The organism is Streptomyces mobaraensis NBRC 13819 = DSM 40847, assembly GCF_017916255.1.
Classification (GTDB): domain Bacteria; phylum Actinomycetota; class Actinomycetes; order Streptomycetales; family Streptomycetaceae; genus Streptomyces; species Streptomyces mobaraensis.
Genome location: NZ_CP072827.1, coordinates 4880722 through 4903359 on the forward strand (window position 1 = coordinate 4880722; position 22638 = coordinate 4903359).

Consider the following 22638-nt stretch of genomic DNA (forward strand, 5'->3'; position numbering starts at 1 on the left):
CGCGAAGGGCCCGGGAGGTCTCCCGGGCCCTTCGCGTGCCGGACGGACGGCCGGCGGTGGTGCCGTCCGGTCCGCGGGCCGGTGGACGCGGCCCCGGACCGGAGCGGCGACCGGGTCGCCGCGTACGGTCCGGCAGGTTCAGCCGCCGAGCGGCAGGGACTTGGTCACGCCGCCGCCGAGCTGGTCGGTGGGCAGGCCCTTGCCGACCGCGCCGCCCTTGCCCACGGTCTTGGCCGCGCCGCCGACCGTCGAACCGGCGGTGCCCGCCAGGTGGCCCGCGGTCTTCTGGCCGGACTTCAGGGTGGCCTTGCCGGTGGTGCTGGTGGTGCCCAGCGCCTTCTTGGCGGCGGGCAGGGCGGTGTGCACGACCTTGTTGCCCGCGTCCGTCGTCACCCCGTCGGCCGTCTTGGAGACCGTGTCGACGTGGTTGCCCACCTGGGTGGCGTCCACCGCGGTCAGACCGCCCAGCTCGGGGGCCTTGAGCGCGTCCGCGCTCGCCGCGCCGGCCGCGCCGACGACGGGGGCGGTGCCCGCCGCGACGAGCAGGGCGACCTGGGCGATCCGACGCGTGAGGGGGAGGGACATGTTGCTCCTTCGACGGTGTGCTTCGACGGGTGTGACTGTCGTTCGCTGTCCGGCGTGCGGACGCAGTGACTACCGCCCGAGCCCTCCGAAGGTTGCGGTGGCCAAGCGTAAAGAGTTGGTAATGCGTCGCATTATCAGTTCTGTGAACAATCGGGCAAACCAGTCGGCCTTCCGGGGGCGGGAAAAGACCGACGATCCTCTGTTCACCAGCGGCGCGACGCGGAATCGACGCGTCGGGCGGCGGCGTATACCCCGCCCTCCCGGGCGACAACCTTCCGTTCCGGCGGATGCCCCCGACGGGGGCACGCTCGTACTGCTGAGCGGTCTACTGGGCGGTGGTGATCCGGACGGCCGACGAGCCCTCGCCGGCGCGGCCCGTCTCCGTACGCCAGCCGGCCCGGGACTCCTCGGCGGTCCACACCCGGCCGTCGAACGCCACCCGGGTGACGCGCAGCTCGGCCGCGTTCGCCACCGCCCAGGACGCCAGCTCCCAGCCGCGCCGCCGCGGCCCGTCCTCCGTCGCCGCCGTCCGCACCGGCCGGGGCGGGACGGTCACCGTGTGGGACGCCGCGGCGCCCCGCCGCCCGGCGGTCTCCGCGGCCGGCAGCACCTCCGCGCCGAAGTCCCGCCGCAGCTTCGCCCGGAGCGCCGCGGGGTCGCCGGGCTTGCCGTCGCTGGGGCTGGTCGCGCAGCTGAACGCGGCCGGGATCCGCCCGGTCAGCGCCGCCGCCAGCAGCGAGGCCCCCGGCTCGTGCTTCGCGTACGCCTGCGGGAACCCGCTGCGCTGCACCTTCTGCGCCGCCACCGTGAGCGGCAGCCGCGAGTAGCCCGGCACCTGGACGAGGTGCTCGTAGAAGGAACCCGACGCGTAGACCGGATCGGTGATCTGACGGGCCGTGCCCCAGCCCTGCGTCGGCCGCTGCTGGAACAGGCCCTGTGAATCCCGGTCGCCGTGGTGGATGTTGCGCAGCCCCGACTCCTGCATCGCGGTGGCCAGGGCGATCGTCACGGCCCGCTCCGGCAGCCCGCGCGAGGTGCCCACGGCGGTGATGGCCGAGGCGTTGCCGGCCTGCTCCGGGTCGAGCGAGTACGACTCCCCGTCCACGCGCACGGTGCAGCGGGGGGCGCCCGGGCCGGCCGTCAGGTAGTGCGCCACCAGGTATCCGGCCAGCGCCAGCAGCACTCCGCAGGCGGCCCCGACGCGCAGCAGTCGGCCGCGGCGGACAGCGAAGATCGGGGGCATGCGGCCCACGTTACTTGACGGGACGGGTGGCGGGCCGCTTCGCCCGGACGCGGTGTCAGGGCGGACGGGCCACGGACGGAGGGGACGATTCCGGTGCGGGCCGGTTCCGGGCGGGCGGTCCGCCCGGGCCGGGCCGGTCCCCGGGGCTCCGGGTTAGAGTCGCCTGCATGGACCACGCCGCCGCACTCGACCTGTCCCTCGACGCCGCCGCGCTCACCGCGCGCCTCGTCGACTTCCCGTCGGTCAGCGGTACGGAGGGACCGCTCGCCGACGCCATCGAGCGGGCCCTGCGCGACCTCCCGCACCTCACCGTGGACCGGCACGGAAACAACGTCGTCGCCCGCACCAACCTCGGCCGCGCCGAACGCGTCGTCCTCGCCGGGCACATCGACACCGTGCCCATCGCCGACAACGTCCCGTCCCGGCTGGACGATGACGGTGTGCTCTGGGGCTGCGGCACCAGCGACATGAAGTCCGGCGTCGCGGTCCAGCTGCGCATCGCGGCGACCGTCCCCGAACCCAACCGCGACCTCACCTTCGTCTTCTACGACAACGAGGAGGTCTCCGCCGACCTCAACGGCCTCGGGCACGTCGCCAAGGCCCACCCGGACTGGCTGGCGGGCGACTTCGCCGTCCTCCTCGAACCCTCCGACGGCGAGGTGGAGGGCGGCTGCCAGGGCACCCTGCGGGTGATCCTGCGCGTCCAGGGCGAGCGCGCCCACTCCGCGCGGAGCTGGATGGGCTCCAACGCGATCCACGCCGCCGCGCCGATCCTGGCCCGGCTGGCCTCCTACGAGCCGCGCCGGCCCGTCATCGACGGCCTCCAGTACCACGAGGGCCTCAACGCCGTCCGCATCGGCGGCGGGGTGGCCAACAACGTGATCCCCGACGAGTGCACCGTGACGGTGAACTACCGCTACGCGCCGGACCGCACCGAGCACGAGGCGATCGCGCACGTCCTTGAGGTGTTCGAGGGCTGCGGCGTCACCGAGGTGACGATCGACGACCACTCGGGCGGCGCCCTGCCCGGCCTCTCGCACCCGGCCGCGGCGGCCTTCATGGAGGCGGTGGGCGGCCGGGCGCGGCCCAAGTTCGGCTGGACCGACGTGTCCCGGTTCGCCGCCCTCGGGGTGCCCGCCGTCAACTACGGTCCCGGCGACCCGTTGTACGCGCACAAGCGGGACGAGCACGTGGCGGTGGCACGGATCCACCAGTGCGAGGAGCGGCTGCGGGCCTGGCTCACGGCCTGATCCCACGCCGCCGGGGCACCCCGCTCGTCGCCCGTTGGGCCTACGCTGAACTGCACCAACGGCAGCGGAGGGAGCACGGAATGGTCAATTCCGACGGGGCGCGCACGCGGCGGGAGCAGCGCCGGGGGCCGGTGCTGCGACGCCATGGGCAGATGCAGCAGGGCACCACGGACCAGCACCTGCTGGACACCCGGGGGACGGCGGACTGGGTGCACGAGGACCCGTTCCGGGTGCTGCGCATCCAGTCCGAGTTCGTCGAGGGCTTCGGCGCCCTCGCCGAACTGCCCCCGGCGATCAGTGTGTTCGGTTCCGCCCGGACCCGGCGGGACTCGCCGGAGTACGAGGCCGCGACCGCGATCGGCCGGGGCCTGGTCGAGGCCGGCTTCGCCGTGATCACCGGCGGCGGGCCCGGCGCGATGGAGGCGGCGAACAAGGGCGCGATGGAGGCGGGCGGCGTCTCCGTCGGCCTCGGCATCGAGCTGCCCTTCGAACAGGGCATCAACCCCTATGTGAACCTGGGGGTCGACTTCCGCTACTTCTTCGTCCGCAAGACGATGTTCGTGAAGTACGCGAGCGGCTTCGTGGTGCTGCCGGGCGGGCTGGGGACGCTGGACGAGCTGTTCGAGGCGCTCACCCTGGTGCAGACGAAGAAGGTGACGCGGTTCCCGATCGTCCTCTTCGGCTCGGAGTACTGGAGCGGTCTGGTGCGGTGGATCGAGGACACGCTGGTGGCGGGGGGCAAGGTGGGGGCGCACGACCTCCAGCTGTTCCATGTGACGGACGACGTGGAGGAGGCCATCGCGCTGGTGACGAAGGAGGCGGGGGCGTAGGGGCCGGTGAGCAGGGGGCGCGGCCCTTCCGGTCCCGCGCCCCCGCCCCGCTCCGCGTGCTCCGCTACGCCGGCCCGCGGCGGCCTTTGCGCCGGTCCGCGCCGGCCGCTACGCCAATCTGTGCCGTCCTCTACGCCGGCCCGCGGCCGTCCTCTACGCCAGCCCGCGCCGGGCGACCGCCGGCTCCCGGTGGCCGGCGATGGACGCGACCATGTCCAGCACCTGCCGGGTCTCGGCCACCTCGTGCACCCGGTACACCTGGGCGCCGAGCCAGGCGGACACCGCGGTCGTGGCGAGCGTCCCGATGAGCCGCTCCTTGACCGGGCGGTCCAGGGTCTCGCCGACGAAGTCCTTGTTGGACAGCGAGACCAGCACCGGCCAGCCGGTCTCCGTCATCTCGCCCAGCCGCCGGGTGGCCTCCAGCGAGTGGCGGGTGTTCTTCCCGAAGTCGTGCCCGGGGTCGATCAGGATGCCGTCGCGCCGCACGCCGAGGGCGGCGGCTCGTTCGGCCAGTCCCACGGTGACCCGCAGGATGTCCGCCATCACGTCCTCGTACGCGGTCCGGTGCGGCCGGGTGCGCGGCGCGACGCCGCCCGCATGGGTGCAGACCAGACCGGCGCCGTACCGGGCGGCGACCTCGGCCAGCCGGGGGTCGAACCCGCCCCACGCGTCGTTCAGCAGGTCCGCACCGGCCTCGCAGACCGCCTCGCCGACCTCGTGCCGCCAGGTGTCCACGCTGATCACGACATCCGGGTGGCGGCGGCGCACCTCGGCGACGAAGCCGACGGTCCGCCGGGCCTCCTCCTCGGCCGTCACCTCCTCGCCGGGACCGGCCTTCACCCCGCCGATGTCGATGATCGCGGCGCCCTCGGCCACCGCCTGCTCGACCCGGGCCAGCGCGGGCTCGTCCTGGAAGGTGGCCCCCCGGTCGTAGAACGAGTCCGGCGTCCGGTTGACGATTGCCATGATCACCGGCTCGTGGGCCCCGAACTCGCGTCGTCCCAGCCGCAGCATTCTTCCCGCACTCCCTCTCCGTGGTCCGTGAGCGACCTTAACCGTCGGTGGGGCCGTAGTGGACATGGCACGATCGGGGAGGACGGGTCGACCGACGGAATCCGTCCGCAGGCACCCCGGGGAGAGGCTCGTGTTCTGGTTCTTGCTCATCGCGCTGGTCGTGGTGGTCGCCGCGGTCACGCTCGCCGTGCTGAGCGGCCACGACGGCGTGCTGCCCGAGGCGGAGCCGGACCGCACCGCCTGGGCGCTGCCCCCGGACCGGCCGCTGGCCCGCGCGGACGTCGACGGCCTGCGGCTCCCGGTGGCCGTGCGCGGCTACCGCATGACCGACACCGACGACGTCCTGGACCGCCTCGCCGCCGAACTGGCGGAGCGCGACGCGCGCATCGCCGAACTGGAGGCGGCCCTGGCGGGGACCCGCGCGGAGGCGCGGGGCGCGGTCAGGGACAGGCCGGTCGCGGACAAGACGGTCGTCGCGGACAAGGCGGTCACGGACGGGCCTGTCGCGGACGCGCCTGTCACGGACGGGGCGGAAGGCCGGACGACGGCCGGGAACGACGAGGGGGAGCGGCCGTGACCGACGGCGTGGTGATCGGGCCGGACGGCCAGGCGCGGTGCCCGTGGGGGCTGGAGGACGCGTCCCGGGAGGACTACCGCCGCTACCACGACACCGAATGGGGTGTTCCGGTCCGCGGCGACGACGCCCTGTTCGAACGGATATGCCTGGAAGCGTTCCAGTCCGGCCTCTCCTGGCTGACGATCCTCCGCCGCCGCGAGGGCTTCCGCGCCGCCTTCGCCGGCTTCTCCATCGCCAAGGTCGCGGCCTTCACGGAAGCGGACGCGGAACGGCTGCTCGCCGACCCCAGGATCATCCGCAACCGCGCCAAGATCGGCGCCGCGCTGGCGAACGCGAAGGTGGCCGCGGAGTGGGCGCCCGGCGAGCTGACCTCGCTGGTCTGGTCCTTCGCCCCGGACGCCGGGACCCGCCCCGTACCCCACACGGCGGCGGACGTGCCACCGCTGACACCGGAGTCGACGGCGCTGTCGAAGGAACTCAAGAGGCGGGGGTTCCGGTTCGTGGGGCCGACGACGGCCTATGCGCTGATGCAGGCGTGCGGGCTGGTGAACGATCACTTGGCCGGGTGCCATGTGAGGGGGTGAGGGGGGTGCCCCGGTCCCGCCCTTTCGCCGTTTCCTGAGGGCTGCGCCCCCGGCCCCCTTTTCGCGGCTTCGCCGCTCGTCCTCAAGCGCCGGACGGGCTGCAAGTCAGTCCGTCCGGCGCTTGAGGACAACCGCGCGGAGCGCGGTTTCGGGGGTGCGGGGGCTTGCCCCCCCGCAGAAACGGTGAAAGGGCGGGACCGGGGAACCCTCACCGCCCCACGAACCGGGGCCGCTCCTTCCGGAGAAACGCCTCCACCGCGGCCCGGTGATCCTCCGACCCGCCCACCCGGGTCTGGAGGACCTCCTCCACCGCCAACGTCTCCGCGAGCGAGTGATCCGCCCCGAACGCCAACGCCTGCTTGATCGCGGCGAACGTCAGCGTCGGCCCCTCCGCCAGCCGCCGCGCGACGGCGGTCGCCTCGGCGAGCAGTTCGCCGGGGGGCACCACCTTGTGCGCGATCCCCAGCTCGAGCGCCTCAGCCGCGGAAACGTTCCGCGGGAAAAGCAGGAGGTCCATGGCCCGGCTGTGCCCCACCAGACGCGGCAGCGTCCAGGAGACCCCGGAGTCCCCGGTGAGGGCCACCCCGGCGAAGGCGGTGTTGAAGGAGGCCGTGTCGGCGACGATCCGGTAGTCGGCGGCGAAGGCGAAGCCCGCGCCGGCCCCGGCGGCGACCCCGTTCACCCCGGCGACGACCGGCTTGGGCATCTCGGCGAGGGCGAGGGTGATGGGGGAGTAGTGCTCCTTGACCGTCTCCCACGTCCGCGCGGTGCCGTGCTCCCGGTCGGCGGCCAGCGAGGCGGTGTGCTCCTTGAGGTCCTGGCCCACGCAGAAGGCGCGGCCGGAGCCGGTGAGCAGGACGGCGCGGACGGCGTCGTCCTCGGCAGCCCGCCGGACGGCGTCGCGGAGGGCCACCTTGGTGGCGGTGTCCAGCGCGTTCATGGCGTCGGGCCGGTTCACGGTGATCGTCGCGAGCCCGTCGGCCACCTCGTACAGCACGGTGTCGGCCATGGTGCGTCCCTCCCTCGGAATGACTGCGGTCAGCGGTCAGCTTGCCGCAGACGGCCGTGAAGCACAGGGGGCCGGCATGTGACCTGCGTCAAAGAAGTCAAGGAATCGTTCCTCTGTGCGGGTGCGCAGGTACCGAGCAGGCACCGGGCAATCGCCGAATTGGGTGGTTTTGCCGGAGCGTGTTGCCGAAGGGATGCCGACCGATGTTGGTCATTGGGTCGCGCGATGCGGGATAATGGCCTGGAAGCAATGTGTTCGATGCCGGTGACACGTGCCCTTCGGAGGGGTCGTCGGCTGACGATGAGCTGGTTTCAGGAAGGGGAACGAGCATGGCGGCCATGAAGCCGCGGACGGGCGACGGCCCGCTCGAGGTGACCAAGGAGGGGCGGGGCATCGTCATGCGGGTTCCGCTCGAAGGCGGCGGTCGTCTCGTCGTCGAGCTGACCCCGGACGAGGCGGCGGCTCTTGCCGACGCCCTGAAGAACGTCGTCGTCTGACACCCGGACCGCGGGTCTTTCGCTGACTTCCCCTGCCCCGGCAGCCGGTACGCCCGGCCGTCGGGGCAGGGTCTTCTCATATTCCGGACAGTTTCCGGACGAATTCCGGAGGTCCTCGATCCGGCCGACCGCCGATGGCCGGAAAGCGGCGGTCGACGCGTCGGGGGAGCCGCCGGCCGGACTGCCGGACCGTCGTGCGATCCGCCGGACCGCCGCGCGGACCGGCGGTCACCCCGAGGGCCCCGTCAGCCCCGCCGGGCGGCGCACAGCAGCCCGTCGCCCACCGGCAGCAGCGACGGCAGCAGCACCGCCGACTCCCGGACCACCCTCAGCAGTTCGCGCAGCCGCAGCACCTCCGCCGGCTGGGCGGCCGAGTCCACCGTCCGGCCGTCCGCGAAGACGCCCTCGAAGCAGACCACCCCGCCGGGGCGCAGCAGGCGCAACGATTCCGCTAGGTAGTCGAGGTACTCCAGCCGGTCGCCGTCGCAGAACACCAGGTCGTACCCGCCGTCCGCCAGTCGCGGCAGCACCTCCAGCGCGCGGCCGGGGATGAACCGGGCGCGGTTGCCCGCGAAGCCGGCGGCGCGGAACGCCTGCCGGGCGAACTGCTGGCACTCGGGATCGCTGTCCACGGTGGTGAGGACGCCGTCCGGCCGCATGCCGTGCAGGAGGTGCAGGCCGGAGACGCCGGTGCCGGTGCCGATCTCCGCGACGGCCTTGGCGTCCACCGCGGCGGCCAGCAGGCGCAGCGCGGAGCCGGTGCCGGACGACACCGAGCGGAGCCCCGCCTCGTGGGCCCGGTCGCGTGCCCAGAGCAGTGCCGGGTCCTCGATGTGCTCGACGCCGTACGCATCGGCGAACGCCCAGCTCGTCTGCCGGTTGCCGGTAATGGCCCTCTCCTGTCCCCATGTGTCGACGCAACGGTGACTGTATCCGCTGCTGTCGGGAACCCGCAGATGGGACCATGCGTTGACGGGGTGTGAGGCGGTGCGGGAGGAGGGGAGTGGGCGGTCGGCGACCTCGGGTGGGGGGCCGGACCGCGGACCAATCCCAAAAGCAGGTCAAAATTCCTTATCCGGAGCTAACGGGCGAGGTGGATATGGTAGGGGCTCCACTGGACACCACCAGAGCCGACAGGGGAGGTGCGGCTTCGAACGGTGACCGCCGGGGAGTGCTGAGGCGCTTCCGCCGGTCCGCCGCGGAGCCGAAATCCGTGACCGACACCGCTGACCGTTCCGCCGCCCGCAAGACCGCGACCGCGACGTTCGCCACCGACGCGGACGCGCCGGCGTGGACTCCGCCCACCTGGGAGGAGATCGTCAGCACGCACAGCGCACGGGTCTACCGCCTCGCCTACCGTCTGACGGGGAATCAGCACGACGCCGAGGACCTGACCCAGGAGGTCTTCGTCCGGGTCTTCCGTTCGCTGTCCACGTACACGCCGGGGACGTTCGAGGGCTGGCTGCACCGCATCACCACCAACCTGTTCCTCGACATGGTCCGCCGCCGCCAGCGCATCCGGTTCGACGCCCTGGGCGACGACGCGGCCGAGCGGCTCCCCAGCCGCGAGCCCTCTCCTCAGCAGCACTTCAACGACACGCACTTCGACGCGGACGTACAGCAGGCGCTGGACACGCTGGCGCCCGAGTTCCGCGCCGCGGTGGTCCTCTGCGACATCGAGGGCCTCTCCTACGAGGAGATCGCGGCGACCCTCGGGGTGAAGCTCGGCACCGTCCGCAGCCGCATCCACCGTGGCCGTTCTCATCTGCGCAAGGCGCTGCGGCACCGCTCGCCCTCCGCCCGCGCCGAGCAGCGGGCCCTGGCCGGGGCGGCCCCCGGCGCCCGGCTGAGTGGGGAGGTCGGGATCGCGTGACCGGTTCAGGCGGTCAGTCCCCCGCCGAGATCCATCTCGGCGACCGCCTCGCGGCCCTGGTCGACGGGGAGTTGGGACACGATGCGCGGGAGCGGGTGCTCGCCCACCTGGCCACCTGCTGGACCTGCAAGGCGGAGGCCGACGCTCAGCGTCGGCTCAAAAGCGTGTTCGCGGAGGCGGCGCCGCCGCAGCTCTCGGAGGGGCTGCTGGCCCGGCTCCAGAGCCTGCCGGCGATGGGCCCGGACGGCCCCGCGGGACCGCGTCAGCCGGGGGCGCCGACGGACGGCGGCCCCGGTGGCACCGACCGCGAGGACGGCCTCGGCCCGCGGGCGGACGCGTTCGCCCTCCTGCCGACGGGCGCCCTGACGGCCCGTGACCGCGGCTTCCGCGTCCACGAGGTGGGACGGAGCCCGTCGCGCGGCCGGCGGTTCGCCTTTGCGGCGGCCGGGGCCGTCACGATAGCCGCCTTCGCCCTGGTCGGCGCCGAGCCGCTGCGGACCGCCGTGGAGGCGCCGCGGGCCCGACCCGAGAACCCCAGAGTGTCCCACCCGCTCAACCCGCTCGCCCTGTCCGCGCCCGGCGGCGCCGGTGAGGGCCGCCGGGCGGACCGGGGCCGCTCGGGCGGTCCCCGCCCGCCCGCGCCGGACTCCGGGCGCGCGGGGGCCGCCCGGCCGCCCGCGACCCGGGCCGCGCTGGTGATACCGCCCGCCCTGCCCGTCGCCGTCCCCTTCCGGATGCCCCGGCAGGCGGTCGGTAACCCCGGGTACGCCCGCTGATGCGCACCTGACAGGCCGGGTACCCTGCTCGCGCCCATCGGCACCTGGTTGAATCGCCGGTGGGCCGGGCATCCCGCTGGATGCCACGGCTCGTGGACGCATCGTGGGGGGAGCAGAGATGAACGAGGGCAAGGCGGGCGAGGCACCGGTGCCGCCGACCGGCCGGGACGGCTCCCCGACGGACGCGACCGGGCACCCGGCGCGAGCCGGCACGCCGCTGCACGACCCGGACCCGTACGGGACGCCCCCCTACGGCCGCCCGGGCCCCTGGGCCCCGGCCCCGCCGGTCCAGCACCCCACGGGCGCCACCCCGCCCCCGGCCACGGCCGCCTGGCCGTACTCGACCCTCGACGGCCAGCCCCAGGCCCGGTGCACGCCCCCGGCAGGCATCGCGGTGCCGCCCGCGGGCTACCCGGCGGGCGCGCCGCAGGACGCCGTGCCCCCGGGCTACGCCGCGCCCCAGCCCGCGCGACCCGCGTCACAGCCTTCCTCGGCCGCCCCGGCCCCGAGCCAGGACGCCTCCCACTCCCCGGCGGCCCCCGGCCCGACCGGACCCCCCGCCACCCGCCCGCCGGCCCCCGCGCCCACCCCGGGCACGAACGAGAACCCGCCCATGCCTGCCTCCCCGCCTCCGGGCACCACCCCGGAGGACCGCTCGTACGAGTCCGGCCCCGCCGCGCCCGACGACCGAACGCCGCCGTCCGCCTCCGCCCCGCAGGCCCCCGCCGTACCCGGCCGTCCGGCCGCCGTCGCGGCGCCGTCGGGCGACGTCCCGGCTGCCCCCGCCCCGGCGGACCGCCCGTCCGAGCCCAGCTCCGGCGCGCCCGACGACCGAACGCCGCCGTCCGCCTCCGCCCCGCAGGCCCCCGCCGTACCCGGCCGTCCGGCCGCCGTCGCGGCGCCGTCGGGCGACGCCCCGGCTGCCCCCGCCCCGGCGGACCGCCCGTCCGAGCCCAGCTCCGGCGCGCCCGACTCGTACGCCCTGAGGCCGCCCGCCAGGCCCGAGCGAGCCGCGAGCCTGCCCGGGGACGGTGCGCGGCACCGTTCCGCGCCGGCGACGGACGTGTCCGAGCCCGACCCGGCGACCGGCGCGGCCGGCCGGTCCGCCGCGGCTCAGCTGCCGCACATCCCGGCCGAACCGGCCTCGCCCGCCCCGACGGCACCCGGCCCGGCCGGAACCGTGCCGGGCGCCTCGGAGCCGTCCACCGCGGCCCCCCAGGCGCCGGACCGGTCCGCCCCCGGTGCGCGGCCCTCCCGTCCCGTGGAAGGCGCCCCCGCGCCCTCCTCGTCGGCGAACGACGACCCTCACACGACCACCACGGCGGGCCACGTGACCGAACCCGCGTCCGGCGGGCAGCCGTCGGCCGACCGGGGCCGTCCCTCCGGGGACGCGCCGGATGTGGACGCGTGGGGCGGCAGTGACGCGCGGCGTTCGGCCGCGCCCGCGCCGGGCGAGCAGGCGTCCGTCCCGGGCCAGCAGGGTGCCGGCCCGCAGGTCGGCGGGGAGGCGCGGTATCCGCACCCGTACGCCCCGGTGGCCGCCGAGGCCGCTGCCGGGCAGCAGCCCGGCGGGGGTGTGCCGCATCCGCCTGGGCCCGCCCAGGGCGGCGCCCCCGCCGCGCCACACCCGTACGCCCCCGCGCCCGCCCCCCTCGGGTACGGGCCCGGAGCGCCGGCGGGGCCCGTCGGGCCCTGGCAGTACGACCCGTGGGCCGGCGGCGCTGCCGGGAGCCGACCGCCGGAGGGGACGGCGGCCGGGAAGCCGGTCAGCCGGTCCCGGCTGGTCGCCGGCGCGCTCGTCGTGGCACTCGTGGCCGGTGGGATCGGCGGCGGGATCGGGGCGTGGCTGGAGCGGGACGGCGGCCCGGGGCACCGGGTGACGCTGCCCCAGGCGCCCGCCGACAAGTCCGACCGCGACCCGGGAAGCATCGCGGGTATCGCCGCCCGCGCCCTGCCCGGCGTCGTCACCCTGCATGTGCGCGGCAGCGGCGGCCAGGGCACCGGCACCGGCTTCGTCCTGGACGGCAAGGGCCACATCCTCACCAACAACCACGTCGTCGAGCCCGCCGGCAGCGGCGGCGAGATACAGGTGACGTTCAACGGCGGCCAGACCGCCAAGGCCACCGTCGTCGGCCGGGACAGCGGCTACGACCTGGCCGTCGTCAAGGTCAAGGGCGTCTCCGGGCTCACCCCGCTGCCGCTGGGCAACTCGGACTCGGTGCACGTCGGCGACTCGGTCGTCGCCATCGGCGCCCCCTTCGACCTGGCCGGCACCGTCACCACCGGCATCATCAGCGCCAAGGCGCGCCCGATCACCGCCGGCGGCAAGAAGGGGGACGGCACCGACGTCAGCTACGTCGACGCCCTCCAGACGGACGCCCCGATCAACCCGGGCAACTCCGGTGGCCCCCTCGTGGACTCCCGCGGCCGGGTCATCGGCATCAACAGCGCCATCCGCTCGGCCGGCGGCTCGTCGGAGTCGGGCGGCCAGGGCGGGAGCATAGGTCTCGGCTTCGCCATCCCGATCAACCAGGCCAAGCGGGTCGCCGAGGAGCTGATCAACACCGGCCGGGCCACCCACCCGGTGATAGGTGTGTCACTCGACATGGAGTACCAGGGTGACGGCGCCCGGGTGAACCCCAAGGGCGGCAACGGCACCCCCGTGACCCCGGGCGGCCCGGCCGACAAGGCGGGCATCGCGCCCGGCGACGTCATCAAAAAGGTCGACGACGTGCCCGTCCGCAGTGGTCAGGAACTCATCGTCAAGATCCGCAGCCACCGTCCGGGCGACCGCCTCACCCTCACCGTCGAGCGCGACGGCAAGGAGCGGACGGTCCGGATGACCCTCGGGACGGCCAGTTCGAGCTGACCCTTGGCCCGATGTTGGCCCGGCCGTCTCCCGCGGTGCCCGCCGGGCCAGGTACCGTGAGAGGCGGCCTGAACCCCTGGGCCGCCCACGCATCAAGGAGCTGCAGGTGCTCGACATAGGACTTCCCGAGCTGATCGCGCTCGTCGTCCTCGCTCTGCTCATTTTCGGTCCGGACAAACTGCCGAAGATGATCCAGGACGTGTCGCGCACCCTGCGCAAGCTGCGGCAGTTCTCGGAGAGCGCCAAGGAGGACATCCGGTCCGAGTTGGGGCCCGAGTTCAAGGACTTCGAGTTCGAGGACCTCAACCCGCGCACCTTCGTCCGCAAGCACGTCCTCGACAAGGACGAGCTCGGGCTGAAGGAGATCCGCAACGGCTTCGACTTCCGCTCGGAGATGTCCGAGCTGTCCGGGGTCACCGACCCCGAGCCGGCCGCCCCGCACTCCTCCGGCGGCCCGGACCTGGTCAAGAAGCCGGACCTGCTCAAGAAGGGGCCCATCCAGCCGGGCGAGCGACCTCCGTTCGACTCCGACGCCACCTGAGCCACGCCTGCGGTGCCCCATTGACGCGGGTGGCTATCCTCCCCTTGTCCGGGTCGACGGCGCTCGCCGGAGCGGCAGGCCGGGCACGACGGGGCAACGAGGAGGCGCCGCGCAGATGGAGACCACCAGTCGGGCAGTGACGGCCGGAGCGCCCGCCGGGGAGGCCCTCCCCGGGGGACCGGACGAGCCGGAGCGGGCACCCGGCGACCGGCGACCGCTCGACGGCTACCTCCAGGCGGCGTTCCCCTGGTACGGGCTGGACGCCACGTTCACCGGACGGCGCTGGCTGCTGCAGGTCGGCACGGCCGCCGACGGCACGGTGGAGCACGGCGCGACGGGCCACGGCGCGGAGCCCACACTGCGCTCGGGACGCCCCGGGCGGCCCACCAAACCCGACCGGTTCGACAAGGCCGGCACCCTCTCCGACGGACAGCGCTTCGCGGTCGTCGTGACCGTCGCCAGCCGCCCGGTGCGCCGCAGCGCCGACGGCACGGGCGTGCTGGAGGCCACCTCCGTCTCCTCGGCGGCCTGGCTCGCCGGCGCCGGTCTCCTCGCCTGCACCTGGCCCGCCCGCATGGAGCGGGCCCTGCGGCAGAACTGGCTCGACCAGCAGACGGCCCTCGCCTGGGAGCTGGCCGACCACCTGGACGAGGCCCCCTGGACCACGCTCTCGCTGCCGGTCGACGGGGTCTCCGCCGACTTCCGCTACCGCGAGTCCGAGTACGGCTGGGTCCTCGCCGGCTCCGCCCCGCACGCCTGCGGCCACGGTGGCGACGGCGGCTCCTGCGGAACCGGGGGCTGCGCCGGCGGGGTGCACATCGGCGCGTACGGGCGCGGGATGAGCGCCTACGGCATGGGCTTCGCGGTCATCGAGGACATCGCGTCGTACACGGACTGAGGCCCGGTACGGACCGCCGTCCGGGCGGGCGCCCGCACCCGCCCCGACCGCCCGCCGGCCCGCCCGCGAAGGAGCCGCCGCTCAGAACTTGTTGCGCGGCGTGATCCCCAGCGACAGCCCCGACAGCCCCCGCTGCCGCCCGCCCAGCTTGCCCGCGATGGCGCGCAGCGCGCTGCCGGCCGGCGAGTCGGGGTCGGACAGGACGACGGGCTTGCCCTCGTCGCCGCCCTCGCGCAGCCGGACGTCGATCGGGATCGAGCCCAGCACGGGAACGGTGGCACCGGTGGTGCGGGTGAGGCCGTCGGCGACGAGCTGCCCGCCGCCGGTGCCGAAGACGTCGACCATCTCGTCGCAGTGCGGACAGGGCAGCCCGGACATGTTCTCCACGACGCCGACGATCTTCTGATGGGTCTGGACGGCGATGGAACCGGCCCGCTCGGCGACCTCGGCGGCGGCCTGCTGAGGCGTCGTCACCACCAGGATCTCCGCGTTGGGCACCAGCTGGGCGACCGAGATGGCGATGTCGCCGGTGCCCGGCGGCAGGTCGAGGAGGAGGACGTCGAGGTCGCCCCAGTAGACGTCGGCGAGGAACTGCTGGAGCGCGCGGTGCAGCATCGGGCCGCGCCAGACGACCGGTGCGTTGCCGGGCGTGAACATGCCGATGGAGATGACCTTCACACCGTTCGCCGACGGCGGCATGATCATGTTCTCGACCTGGGTGGGGCGGCCCTCGGCGCCCAGCATGCGCGGGACGGAGTGGCCGTAGATGTCCGCGTCCACGACGCCGACCTTCAGCCCGTCGGCCGCCATCGCCGCCGCCAGGTTGACCGTCACGGAGGACTTGCCGACGCCGCCCTTGCCGGACGCCACCGCGTAGACCCGGGTCAGCGAGCCGGGCTTGGCGAACGGCACCTCGCGCTCCGCGACCCCGCCGCGCAGCGTGGCGGCCAGCTCGCGCCGCTGCTCGTCGCCCATCACGTCCAGCTCGACCGTCACACTGGTGACACCCGCCACACCCGCGACCGCCGTACGCACGTTCTCCGTGATCGTCTCCCGCATCGGGCAGCCGGCCACCGTCAGGTAGACCGCCACCGCGACCGAGCCGTCCGCCGCGATGTCGACGGATTTCACCATGCCCAGGTCGGTGATGGGCCGGTGGATCTCGGGGTCGTTCACCGTCGCGAGCGCGGCGCGCACCGCCTCTTCGGCGGGGACGGTGACAGGGGTCTCGGTAGCCATGTCCTGATGGTACGGCGGACCACCGACAGCGGGGTAAGGCCGTCAGCGGTCGCGTTCCTCACTCTCCTCCGGGAATACCCGGCGCTGTTCCAGCTCCTTGATCAGGTCCTGGAACTCCGAGCGGATCCAGTCCCGCGTCGCCACCTCGCCGAGCCCCATCCGCAGCGCGGCGATCTCCCGCGTCAGGTACTCGGTGTCGGCGATGGACCGCTCGTTCTGCTCCCGGTCCTGTTCGAGGTTGACGCGGTCGCGGTCGTCCTGCCGGTTCTGCGCCAGCAGGATCAGCGGGGCGGCGTAGGACGCCTGGAGGGAGAGCATCAGGGTGAGGAAGATGAACGGGTAGCGGTCGAAGCGCAGATGGCCGGGGGCGGTGGTGTTCCACACCACCCACAGCACGATGACGACCGACATCCAGACGATGAACCGGCCGGTGCCCAGGAAGCGGGCGATCTCCTCCGAGGTCCGGCCGAACGCCTCCGGGTCGTACTCCGGCAGCCAGCGGCGCCGCTTCTGCTGCGGCTGGTCCAGCCGGACGCGCTGGGCCGCGGGAGCGGCGGCGGATCGTTCCTTCGCCCGCTCGCGCGACGGACCGTGCTCACGGCCCCGGTCACTTCCCATCCCTCGCCTCCCCCGGCTCGTTCGTTCCGCCCGACGCGTCCGTCTCCTCCATCGCGCTCATACCCAGGGCCCCCTGGTGCAGTTCCGTCTCCCGCCAGTCGTCCGGCAGCAGATGGTCCAGCACGTCGTCCACGGTGACCGCGCCCAGCAGCGAGCCGCCGGCGTCCACCACGGGCGCCGCCACCATGTTGTACGTCGCCAGGTAGCTGGTCACGGCGGGCAGCGGGGTGTCCGGCGGCAGCGGGCGCAGATCCGTGTCGGTGATCGAGCCGACGAGCGTGAACGGCGGGTCGCGCAGCAGCCGCTGGAAGTGGACGGTCCCCAGGTACTTGCCGGTGGGCGTCTCGTCGGGCGGCCGGCAGACGTACACCTGCGCGGCGAGCGCGGGGGAGAGGTCGGGGTTGCGGACCCGGGCGAGGGCGTCCGCGACGGTGGCGTCCGGCCGCAGCACGATCGGCTCGGTCGTCATCAGACCGCCCGCCGTCCGCTCCTCGTACGCCAGCAGCCGGCGCACGTCCGCCGCGTCCCCCGGCTGCATCAGGGTGAGCAGCCGCTCCTTGTCCTCCTCGGGCAGCTCGGAGAGCAGGTCGGCGGCGTCGTCGGGGTCCATCGCCTCCAGGACGTCGGCCGCGCGCTCCTCCTTCAGCTTGCCGAGGATCTCGATCTGGTCGTCCTCCGGCAGCTCCTCCAGGACGTCCGCGAGCCGGTCGTCGTCGAGGGCGGCGGCCACCTCGGCGCGCCGTTTGGGGGACAGGTGGTGCAGGACGCTGGCGAGGTCGGCGGGGCGCAGCTGCTCGAAGGTGGCCAGCAGGCTGGCGGCGCCCTGCCCGTGCTCCTCCAGGGAGAAGCCGCTGACGGCCGACCACTCGACGGTCAGGGTCTCCCCCTTCCGGCGCAGCGCCCCGCCCTTGCCCCGGCGGACGAAGACCTTGTCGATCTCCCACTCGCGGCGGGCGTGGAGCTGGGTGATCGACACGTCGAGGACGGTGACCTCGTCCCCGGTGGCGACGAGCCGCACCCGGCGGTCCAGCAGCTCGCCCAGGACCAGGGTCTCGGTGGGACGCTGTTCGAAGCGCCGCATGTTGACGACGCCGGTGGTGACGACCTGGCCGGACTCCACGCCCGTCACCCGGGTCATCGGCAGGAAGATGACGCGCCGGCTGACGACCTCGACGACCAGCCCCAGCACGCGCGGCGGGCGGGCGCCGACCCGGAGCATCGCCACCACGTCGCGGACCCGGCCGACCCGGTCGCCGTTCGGGTCGAAGACGGCCACGCCGGACAGGTGCGACACGAACACGCGGACGCTCGCCGCCACGCCGCACACCTCCTCCACCGGCCGCCCCCGGCCGCTGTCCGGTTCAGGCTAACGTGACCGGCCGCGCCGTGCCGCTCCGCGCCGGGGGAGGGGTCCGGGACGCGAGGGGCGCGAGTACGCTGCCGTATCCGGCGCTGACAGGAGGCAGGAGCAGGTGCGAACCCGGAACGCGGCTCTCGTGGGGGCCCTGTGCGTGGGGCTGTCCATGGGCCTGGTGGCCTGCGGAGGCGAGGAGGACCCGGACGCGGGCACCAACGGCGTGGGCAAGCTCAAGGCGGCGGCGATCCAGGAGCGGGCCCGGGACGCCGCCCGCGGCGCCGGCGCCGTCCACCTGTCCGGCAACGTCGTCAGCCAGGGCCGCACCTACCGGATCGACGTCCGGCTGAAACAGGACGGCGGCAGCGGCAAGGTCACCTCCGGGGACGTCGCCTTCGAACTGCTGCGCGTCGGCGAGGAGCTGTTCGTCAAGGGGGACGCGGCGTTCTGGGCCCGCGGCGGAACGGGCGCCCGCCCCGGCGGCGGCGCGGACCCGGTCCCGGCGCCGGGTGCCGGGGCCTCCGGCAAGAAGGGCAAGGGCGACCTCGTGACGGCGGCCCAGAAACTCAACGGCAAGTACGTCAAGGTCCCCTCCGGCGACCCCGCCTACCGGCAACTGCGCGGCTTCACCGACAAGAACACCCTGCTCGACGGCCTCCTCGGCCTCCACGGCAAGCTCCTCCGCGGGGACCACGGAACGGTCGGGAGCACACGCTCCATCCGCCTCACGGCGGGTGACGCGCAGGGTTCCGGCGGCGTCCTGGACGTCTCCCTCGACGGGACGCCGTATCCGTTGCGCCTCCGCCGGGCGGGGGGCGCGGGGGAGGTGGACTTCGCGGAGTGGGGGAAGGAGTTCCCGCTGCGGGTGCCGGAGAAGGGGCAGACGCTGGATTACGGGAAGCGGCTGCCTGCCGGGGGGTGAGGTGCCCCGGTCCCGCCCTTTCGCCGTTTCCTGGGGCTGCGCCCCAGACCCCGCTTTTCGCGGCTTCGCCGCTCGCCCTCAAGCGCCGGACGGGCTGAATATCAGCCCGTCCGGCGCTCGGGGGTGCGGGGGCTGGCCCCCGCAAGAAACGGTGAAAGGGCGGGACCGGGGCAAAGCCCCCCGCAGGGGCCTCAGCCGCGGCGCCCCCGCCGCAGCAGCCGCGGCAACCCCGCCGGCATCGCCCGCCGCGTGGTGGCGGGAGTGGGCAGCGGCACGGCCGCGAGCGAACCGTCGGGGAGGGAAGCGGTCGCCCCCGTGGGGAGCAGGCGGAGCACCCGGCACTCCCGCGCCCACCGCTCGGCGATCGTCTCCGCGTCCGGCGCGTTCAGCCGCTTGCCCTTGAGTTCGCCGACCGCGGCGGTCCACTCCTCGCCGTCGGGGGCGAGTTCGGTGACCGCGGCGGTCCATTCGACGAGCCGGCCGCCCTTGTCCTTGCTGCGGACCGTCACCGAGGCGGTGCCGCCGTCGACCAGGCCGAGGCCGTCGAGCGGCTGCTCGCCGGGGCCGCCGACGACGAGGGCCGCGCCCTCGTGCCAGACGTGCCACAGGGCCCGGCTGGGCCCGGTGGGGCCCTGCACCCAGATCAGGCCCGACTTCTTGGCAGCCTCTTCGATCAGCGCCCGCGTCTCCGTCATGCGCCCAACTCTAGGGCCACGCGCCGGTTCGTCCCTCCGTGCGCCGATAATGACGGTTACCCTGAGCGATGTTGCGGCCTAGGCTTGGGGCGTGAGCGATTCCTGCACCGAGCGGTCGGCCCCCACCGCGGTCGACACGACACCGCTTCCTGCGGCGCGGCCCGCCACCGCGCGGGCGGCAGCGTCCCTGATGTCCCTCGACCTGGTCCTGCTGCTGGTCGCCGTCGCCGGGCTCGCCCTGTCCGCGCCGCTGATCGCCCACATCACGGCCGTCCCCGCGCTCGCCATCGCCTTCTGGCGCAACGCCATGGCGGTGAGCGTGCTCACCCCGGTCGCCCTGCTGCGGCACCGCGCCGCGCTGCGCGCCATGAACCGCCGGGCGGTGCTGCTGTCCGTCGCCGCCGGGGCCCTGCTCGCGCTGCACTTCGGCGTGTGGCTGCCGAGCCTCGGCATGACCTCGGTCGCCTCTTCGACCGCGCTGGTCACCACCACCCCGATATGGACGATGATCCTGCTCCGGCTGCGCGGCCGGCGGCAGCCCGCCGTGGCGTGGGCGGGCACGGCCCTGGCCTTCCTCGGCGTCGTGATACTCACCGGCGTGGACCTCTCCAGTTCGCCGCGCGCCCTGGCCGGGGACGGCCTCGCGCTGGCGGGCGGCATGGCGGCGGCGGGGTACGTCCTGCTGGGCGCGGAGGTGCGGCGGACGGTGGCCACCGTCCCGTACACCCTCGTCTGCTACGCGACGACGACCGTCGCCCTGCTCGCGGCCTGCCTGATATCCGGCGCCTCCCTCGGCCCGTACGACGGCGGGGCCTGGACGCAGCTGGTGCTGCTGACGGTCACCGCGCAGCTGCTCGGCCACTCGCTGATCAACCGGGTGGTGAAGAGCCTCGGTCCGTCCGTCACCTCGACCGCGATCCTGCTGGAGACCCCGGGCGCGGCGCTGATCGCGGCGCTCTGGCTGGGGCAGCTGCCGCCGGCCGCGTCCTACCCGGCGCTCGCGGTGATCCTGGCGGGCCTGGCCCTGGTGATCGTCGCCGAGCGCGCGGAACGGGGGGAGCGGCGGCCGGCTAGAGCCAGCCGTTCCGCTTGAAGCCGCGGTGGATCGACACACAGATCGCGACGGTGACGATCATGACCATGGGGTAGCCGTACTTCCACTTCAGCTCCGGCATGTGGGTGAAGTTCATGCCGTAGATACCCGCGATCATCGTCGGCACCGCGAAGATCGCCGCCCAGGACGTGATCTTGCGCATGTCCTCGTTCTGCGCGACGGACGCCTGCGCGAGGTTGGCCTGGAGGATCGAGTTGAGCAGGTCGTCGAAGGCCACCACCTGCTCGTGCACCCGGGCGAGGTGGTCGGCGACGTCCCGGAAGTACTTCTGGATGTCCGGGTCGACCAGCCGCATCGGCCGCTCGCTCAGCAGCTGCATCGGCCGCATCAGCGGGGTCACCGCCCGCTTGAACTCCAGTACCTCCCGCTTCAGCTGGTAGATCCGGCCCGCGTCACCGCCTCGCGAGGAGCCCTTGCTGGGGGCGGAGAAGACGTCGATCTCGACCTCGTCGATGTCGTCCTGCACCGCGTCCGCGACCGCTATGTAGCCGTCCACGACCTGGTCGGCGATGGCGTGCAGCACCGCCGAGGGGCCCTTGGCCAGCAGCGGCGGGTCCTGCTCCAGCCGGTGCCGCAGGGCGCGCAACGAGCCCTGGCCGCCGTGCCGGACGGTGATGATGAAGTCCTCGCCGGTGAAGCACATCACCTCACCGGTCTCCACCACCTCGCTGGTCGCGGTGAGTTCGGCGTGCTCGACGTAGTGGATCGTCTTGAAGACGGTGAACAGGGTGTCGTCGTACCGCTCCAGCTTGGGCCGCTGGTGGGCGTGGACGGCGTCCTCCACCGCGAGCGGGTGCAGGTTGAACTCGCGCGCGATGCCCGCGAACTCCTGCTCCGTCGGCTCGTGCAGGCCGATCCAGGCGAAACCGCCCTCGGCGCGGACGCGCCGCATGGCCTCGGCGGGGCCGCAGGGGGCGCTGGCCCGCATCCCCTCGCGGTAGACGGCGCAGTCCACCACGGCGGTGCTGCTGGACGCGTCGCGGGTGGCGTCGTACTCGTACGGGGTCCCGCCGCGGCGCAGGGCGGGGCGGACGGCGGCGCGCAGGTCACGGATCATCGACATGGCTGGCTCCATTCACGGGCCGGCCGCCGGTCGGGGCGCGGGGGCAACACAGCCCGGAACGGGGACGTGAGGGCCTGTGGAGACGGGGTACGGACACAGGCGTACGTCCACGAAGCGGGCCGCGCTTCGCGCGCCGCGCGAGAACGGCGGCAGTTCGCGGAGAACTTCGCTGAAGACTTGCAGGAGGGCGTAAGGCAGCGTTCTTCCGCCAAGAGCCGCGGGCGCGAAGGGACTTCCGGCAGCCGGTACGGGAATCCGGCGGTGGAAGGCGTCAGATCACACGGATCACAGGACGCGCGTCCGGAGCGGAGAGACGGGAGAACTGTCGGTACTGCACGGTCGACTAGGATCCACCGCAGCCCCACCTCCTCCGGCCGGTCCCCGCTGAGGGACGGACGTAACTCCCTGACCAGAGGCCAAGGCTAGCAGGCGCCCGGGACGTCAAGCCCCCGCTTTGCCTGTTCGATACGCGTTCTATGCTCGGCGCATGTCAGACGTTCTCGCCCGGGTCGAGGCCGGACTCCGCTCCGCCTTCGGGGAACCGGACGCCCGCGCCGCGGTGACCTTCCTCGGCGCCGACCGCATCGAGGTCCTCCGCTTCCCGGTCCCGGCCGCCGACGGCGCCGACGCCGTCCGGTACGCCACCCTCGGCATGTCCGCCCAGCCCATGGCCGACCCGACGTCCCCGCTCGCCGATCCGGTGCGCGGGCCGCGCGCCGAGCTGCTCCTCACCGTCCGCCCCGGCCGCGCCGACACCGACAAGGTGCTCCGCCCGCTCGCCGTCCTCGCCGCCTCCCCGCAGGTGGAGGGCCTGGTCGTGGCCCCGGGCGCGTCCCTGGACACCGGCGGGCCGCTGTGGCCGGGCGCCCCCTTCACCGCCGTCCTCGTCGGCGAGCCCGGCGGACTGGTCGCGGACCTGGCGCTCGACGAGCCGATGGACCCCGTCCGCTTCCTCCCGCTGCTGCCCATGACGCCCAACGAGGCCGCCTGGAAGCGCGTCCACGGCGCGGGGGCCCTCCAGGAGCGCTGGCTGCGGCACGGTACGGACCTGCGGGACCCGCTGCGCAAGGGCGTTCCGCTCGACTGA

The 22638-nt window shown here is 74.1% G+C and carries 23 protein-coding genes; 13 read left to right on the forward strand and 10 right to left on the reverse strand.

Features of this window, described 5'->3' with window-relative positions; genetic code table 11:
* Positions 1–138: 138 nt before the first annotated feature.
* A complete protein-coding gene (locus tag J7W19_RS21110; RefSeq protein ID WP_004950257.1) occupies positions 139–585 on the reverse strand; it encodes a hypothetical protein in 447 nt (148 codons plus the stop codon).
* A 325-nt stretch (positions 586–910) separates the two neighbouring features.
* Positions 911–1828, reverse strand: coding sequence for a hypothetical protein (locus J7W19_RS21115; protein ID WP_004950260.1), 918 nt, complete (start codon positions 1826–1828; stop codon positions 911–913).
* Between the two features lie 167 nt (positions 1829–1995).
* Between J7W19_RS21115 and dapE the strand changes: the two genes are divergently transcribed.
* Positions 1996–3078: a succinyl-diaminopimelate desuccinylase gene (gene dapE / locus J7W19_RS21120; protein WP_004950262.1), complete on the forward strand. Its 1083-nt coding sequence runs from the start codon at positions 1996–1998 to the stop codon at positions 3076–3078.
* A gap of 80 nt (positions 3079–3158) precedes the next feature.
* Positions 3159–3908: an LOG family protein gene (locus tag J7W19_RS21125; RefSeq protein ID WP_004950266.1), complete on the forward strand. Its 750-nt coding sequence runs from the start codon at positions 3159–3161 to the stop codon at positions 3906–3908.
* Positions 3909–4061: 153 nt separating this feature from the next.
* On the opposite strand, the gene folP is transcribed toward J7W19_RS21125, so the two are convergent.
* Positions 4062–4922: a dihydropteroate synthase gene (folP, locus tag J7W19_RS21130; protein WP_004950269.1), complete on the reverse strand. Its 861-nt coding sequence runs from the start codon at positions 4920–4922 to the stop codon at positions 4062–4064.
* A 130-nt stretch (positions 4923–5052) separates the two neighbouring features.
* Between folP and J7W19_RS33090 the strand changes: the two genes are divergently transcribed.
* Together J7W19_RS33090 and J7W19_RS21140 are read left to right on the forward strand one after the other, a co-directional pair.
* Positions 5053–5499: a hypothetical protein gene (locus tag J7W19_RS33090; RefSeq protein WP_004950271.1), complete on the forward strand. Its 447-nt coding sequence runs from the start codon at positions 5053–5055 to the stop codon at positions 5497–5499.
* Entirely contained in the window at positions 5496–6083 is a 588-nt protein-coding gene (locus tag J7W19_RS21140) for a DNA-3-methyladenine glycosylase I (protein ID WP_004950276.1), read from the forward strand. The genes J7W19_RS33090 and J7W19_RS21140 overlap by 4 nt, the downstream gene beginning before the upstream one ends.
* A gap of 208 nt (positions 6084–6291) precedes the next feature.
* Here J7W19_RS21140 and chcB read toward each other — a convergent pair whose 3' ends face one another.
* Positions 6292–7092, reverse strand: coding sequence for a 2-cyclohexenylcarbonyl CoA isomerase (gene chcB, locus J7W19_RS21145; RefSeq protein ID WP_004950281.1), 801 nt, complete (start codon positions 7090–7092; stop codon positions 6292–6294).
* Positions 7093–7421: 329 nt separating this feature from the next.
* On the opposite strand from chcB, the gene J7W19_RS21150 reads away from it, so the two are divergent.
* Entirely contained in the window at positions 7422–7589 is a 168-nt protein-coding gene (locus J7W19_RS21150; RefSeq protein WP_004950282.1) for a DUF3117 domain-containing protein, read from the forward strand.
* Between the two features lie 245 nt (positions 7590–7834).
* Here the strand turns inward: J7W19_RS21150 and J7W19_RS21155 are convergent, their stop codons facing one another.
* Complete coding sequence (locus tag J7W19_RS21155; protein ID WP_078588175.1) at positions 7835–8545, reverse strand: O-methyltransferase; 711 nt, start codon at positions 8543–8545, stop codon at positions 7835–7837.
* A 143-nt stretch (positions 8546–8688) separates the two neighbouring features.
* Between J7W19_RS21155 and sigE the strand changes: the two genes are divergently transcribed.
* The 5 genes from sigE (at position 8689) to J7W19_RS21180 (ending at position 14546) form a co-directional block, all read left to right on the forward strand.
* Positions 8689–9462 (forward strand): RNA polymerase sigma factor SigE, encoded by a 774-nt coding sequence (gene sigE / locus J7W19_RS21160; protein WP_078588176.1) that lies wholly within the window; start codon positions 8689–8691, stop codon positions 9460–9462.
* Positions 9459–10238 carry a zf-HC2 domain-containing protein gene (locus J7W19_RS21165; protein WP_004950291.1) on the forward strand — a complete coding sequence of 260 codons (780 nt, stop codon included), beginning with the start codon at positions 9459–9461 and terminating at the stop codon, positions 10236–10238. Before sigE ends, J7W19_RS21165 begins: the two co-directional genes overlap by 4 nt.
* Positions 10239–11568: 1330 nt before the next feature.
* Positions 11569–13107, forward strand: a complete 1539-nt coding sequence (locus tag J7W19_RS33845; RefSeq protein WP_411848861.1) for a S1C family serine protease — start codon at positions 11569–11571, stop codon at positions 13105–13107.
* Positions 13108–13213: 106 nt separating this feature from the next.
* Complete coding sequence (locus J7W19_RS21175; RefSeq protein ID WP_004955721.1) at positions 13214–13648, forward strand: sec-independent translocase; 435 nt, start codon at positions 13214–13216, stop codon at positions 13646–13648.
* Positions 13649–13763: 115 nt separating this feature from the next.
* The gene (locus J7W19_RS21180) at positions 13764–14546 is read left to right on the forward strand and encodes a hypothetical protein (RefSeq protein WP_004955717.1); all 783 of its coding nucleotides are present in this window, start codon (positions 13764–13766) and stop codon (positions 14544–14546) included.
* A gap of 81 nt (positions 14547–14627) precedes the next feature.
* Here the strand turns inward: J7W19_RS21180 and J7W19_RS21185 are convergent, their stop codons facing one another.
* The 3 genes from J7W19_RS21185 to J7W19_RS21195 are packed head-to-tail and all read right to left on the reverse strand — an operon-like array spanning position 14628 to position 17721.
* Positions 14628–15785, reverse strand: coding sequence for an Mrp/NBP35 family ATP-binding protein (locus tag J7W19_RS21185; RefSeq protein WP_040892771.1), 1158 nt, complete (start codon positions 15783–15785; stop codon positions 14628–14630).
* Between the two features lie 42 nt (positions 15786–15827).
* Positions 15828–16403, reverse strand: coding sequence for a DUF1003 domain-containing protein (locus tag J7W19_RS21190; protein ID WP_004955709.1), 576 nt, complete (start codon positions 16401–16403; stop codon positions 15828–15830).
* Entirely contained in the window at positions 16393–17721 is a 1329-nt protein-coding gene (locus J7W19_RS21195; protein ID WP_004955706.1) for a magnesium transporter MgtE N-terminal domain-containing protein, read from the reverse strand. Before J7W19_RS21195 ends, J7W19_RS21190 begins: the two co-directional genes overlap by 11 nt.
* Before the next feature lie 154 nt (positions 17722–17875).
* Between J7W19_RS21195 and J7W19_RS21200 the strand changes: the two genes are divergently transcribed.
* Positions 17876–18679 carry a hypothetical protein gene (locus J7W19_RS21200; protein WP_004955703.1) on the forward strand — a complete coding sequence of 268 codons (804 nt, stop codon included), beginning with the start codon at positions 17876–17878 and terminating at the stop codon, positions 18677–18679.
* Positions 18680–18870: 191 nt separating this feature from the next.
* Here the strand turns inward: J7W19_RS21200 and J7W19_RS21205 are convergent, their stop codons facing one another.
* Entirely contained in the window at positions 18871–19374 is a 504-nt protein-coding gene (locus J7W19_RS21205) for a hypothetical protein (RefSeq protein ID WP_004945565.1), read from the reverse strand.
* A 190-nt stretch (positions 19375–19564) separates the two neighbouring features.
* On the opposite strand from J7W19_RS21205, the gene J7W19_RS21210 reads away from it, so the two are divergent.
* The gene (locus J7W19_RS21210) at positions 19565–20467 is read left to right on the forward strand and encodes a DMT family transporter (RefSeq protein WP_004945563.1); all 903 of its coding nucleotides are present in this window, start codon (positions 19565–19567) and stop codon (positions 20465–20467) included.
* On the opposite strand, the gene J7W19_RS21215 is transcribed toward J7W19_RS21210, so the two are convergent.
* Positions 20445–21551 carry a magnesium and cobalt transport protein CorA gene (locus J7W19_RS21215; protein ID WP_004945560.1) on the reverse strand — a complete coding sequence of 369 codons (1107 nt, stop codon included), beginning with the start codon at positions 21549–21551 and terminating at the stop codon, positions 20445–20447. The two genes, J7W19_RS21210 and J7W19_RS21215, sit on opposite strands and share 23 nt — an antisense overlap.
* Before the next feature lie 487 nt (positions 21552–22038).
* Between J7W19_RS21215 and J7W19_RS21220 the strand changes: the two genes are divergently transcribed.
* Positions 22039–22638: a suppressor of fused domain protein gene (locus J7W19_RS21220; RefSeq protein WP_004945558.1), complete on the forward strand. Its 600-nt coding sequence runs from the start codon at positions 22039–22041 to the stop codon at positions 22636–22638.

Bases quoted from the DNA above. Each gene is read 5' to 3' on its own strand.
- J7W19_RS21110 (WP_004950257.1), bottom strand. From the start codon at position 585: ATGTCCCTCCCCCTCACGCGTCGGATCGCCCAGGTCGCCCTGCTCGTC.
- J7W19_RS21115 (WP_004950260.1), bottom strand. From the start codon at position 1,828: ATGCCCCCGATCTTCGCTGTCCGCCGCGGCCGACTGCTGCGCGTCGGG.
- dapE (WP_004950262.1), top strand. From the start codon at position 1,996: ATGGACCACGCCGCCGCACTCGACCTGTCCCTCGACGCCGCCGCGCTC.
- J7W19_RS21125 (WP_004950266.1), top strand. From the start codon at position 3,159: ATGGTCAATTCCGACGGGGCGCGCACGCGGCGGGAGCAGCGCCGGGGG.
- folP (WP_004950269.1), bottom strand. From the start codon at position 4,922: ATGCTGCGGCTGGGACGACGCGAGTTCGGGGCCCACGAGCCGGTGATC.
- chcB (WP_004950281.1), bottom strand. From the start codon at position 7,092: ATGGCCGACACCGTGCTGTACGAGGTGGCCGACGGGCTCGCGACGATC.
- J7W19_RS21150 (WP_004950282.1), top strand. From the start codon at position 7,422: ATGGCGGCCATGAAGCCGCGGACGGGCGACGGCCCGCTCGAGGTGACC.
- sigE (WP_078588176.1), top strand. From the start codon at position 8,689: ATGGTAGGGGCTCCACTGGACACCACCAGAGCCGACAGGGGAGGTGCG.
- J7W19_RS21180 (WP_004955717.1), top strand. From the start codon at position 13,764: ATGGAGACCACCAGTCGGGCAGTGACGGCCGGAGCGCCCGCCGGGGAG.
- J7W19_RS21185 (WP_040892771.1), bottom strand. From the start codon at position 15,785: ATGGCTACCGAGACCCCTGTCACCGTCCCCGCCGAAGAGGCGGTGCGC.
- J7W19_RS21190 (WP_004955709.1), bottom strand. From the start codon at position 16,403: ATGGGAAGTGACCGGGGCCGTGAGCACGGTCCGTCGCGCGAGCGGGCG.
- J7W19_RS21205 (WP_004945565.1), bottom strand. From the start codon at position 19,374: ATGACGGAGACGCGGGCGCTGATCGAAGAGGCTGCCAAGAAGTCGGGC.
- J7W19_RS21210 (WP_004945563.1), top strand. From the start codon at position 19,565: ATGTCCCTCGACCTGGTCCTGCTGCTGGTCGCCGTCGCCGGGCTCGCC.
- J7W19_RS21215 (WP_004945560.1), bottom strand. From the start codon at position 21,551: ATGTCGATGATCCGTGACCTGCGCGCCGCCGTCCGCCCCGCCCTGCGC.
- J7W19_RS21220 (WP_004945558.1), top strand. From the start codon at position 22,039: ATGTCAGACGTTCTCGCCCGGGTCGAGGCCGGACTCCGCTCCGCCTTC.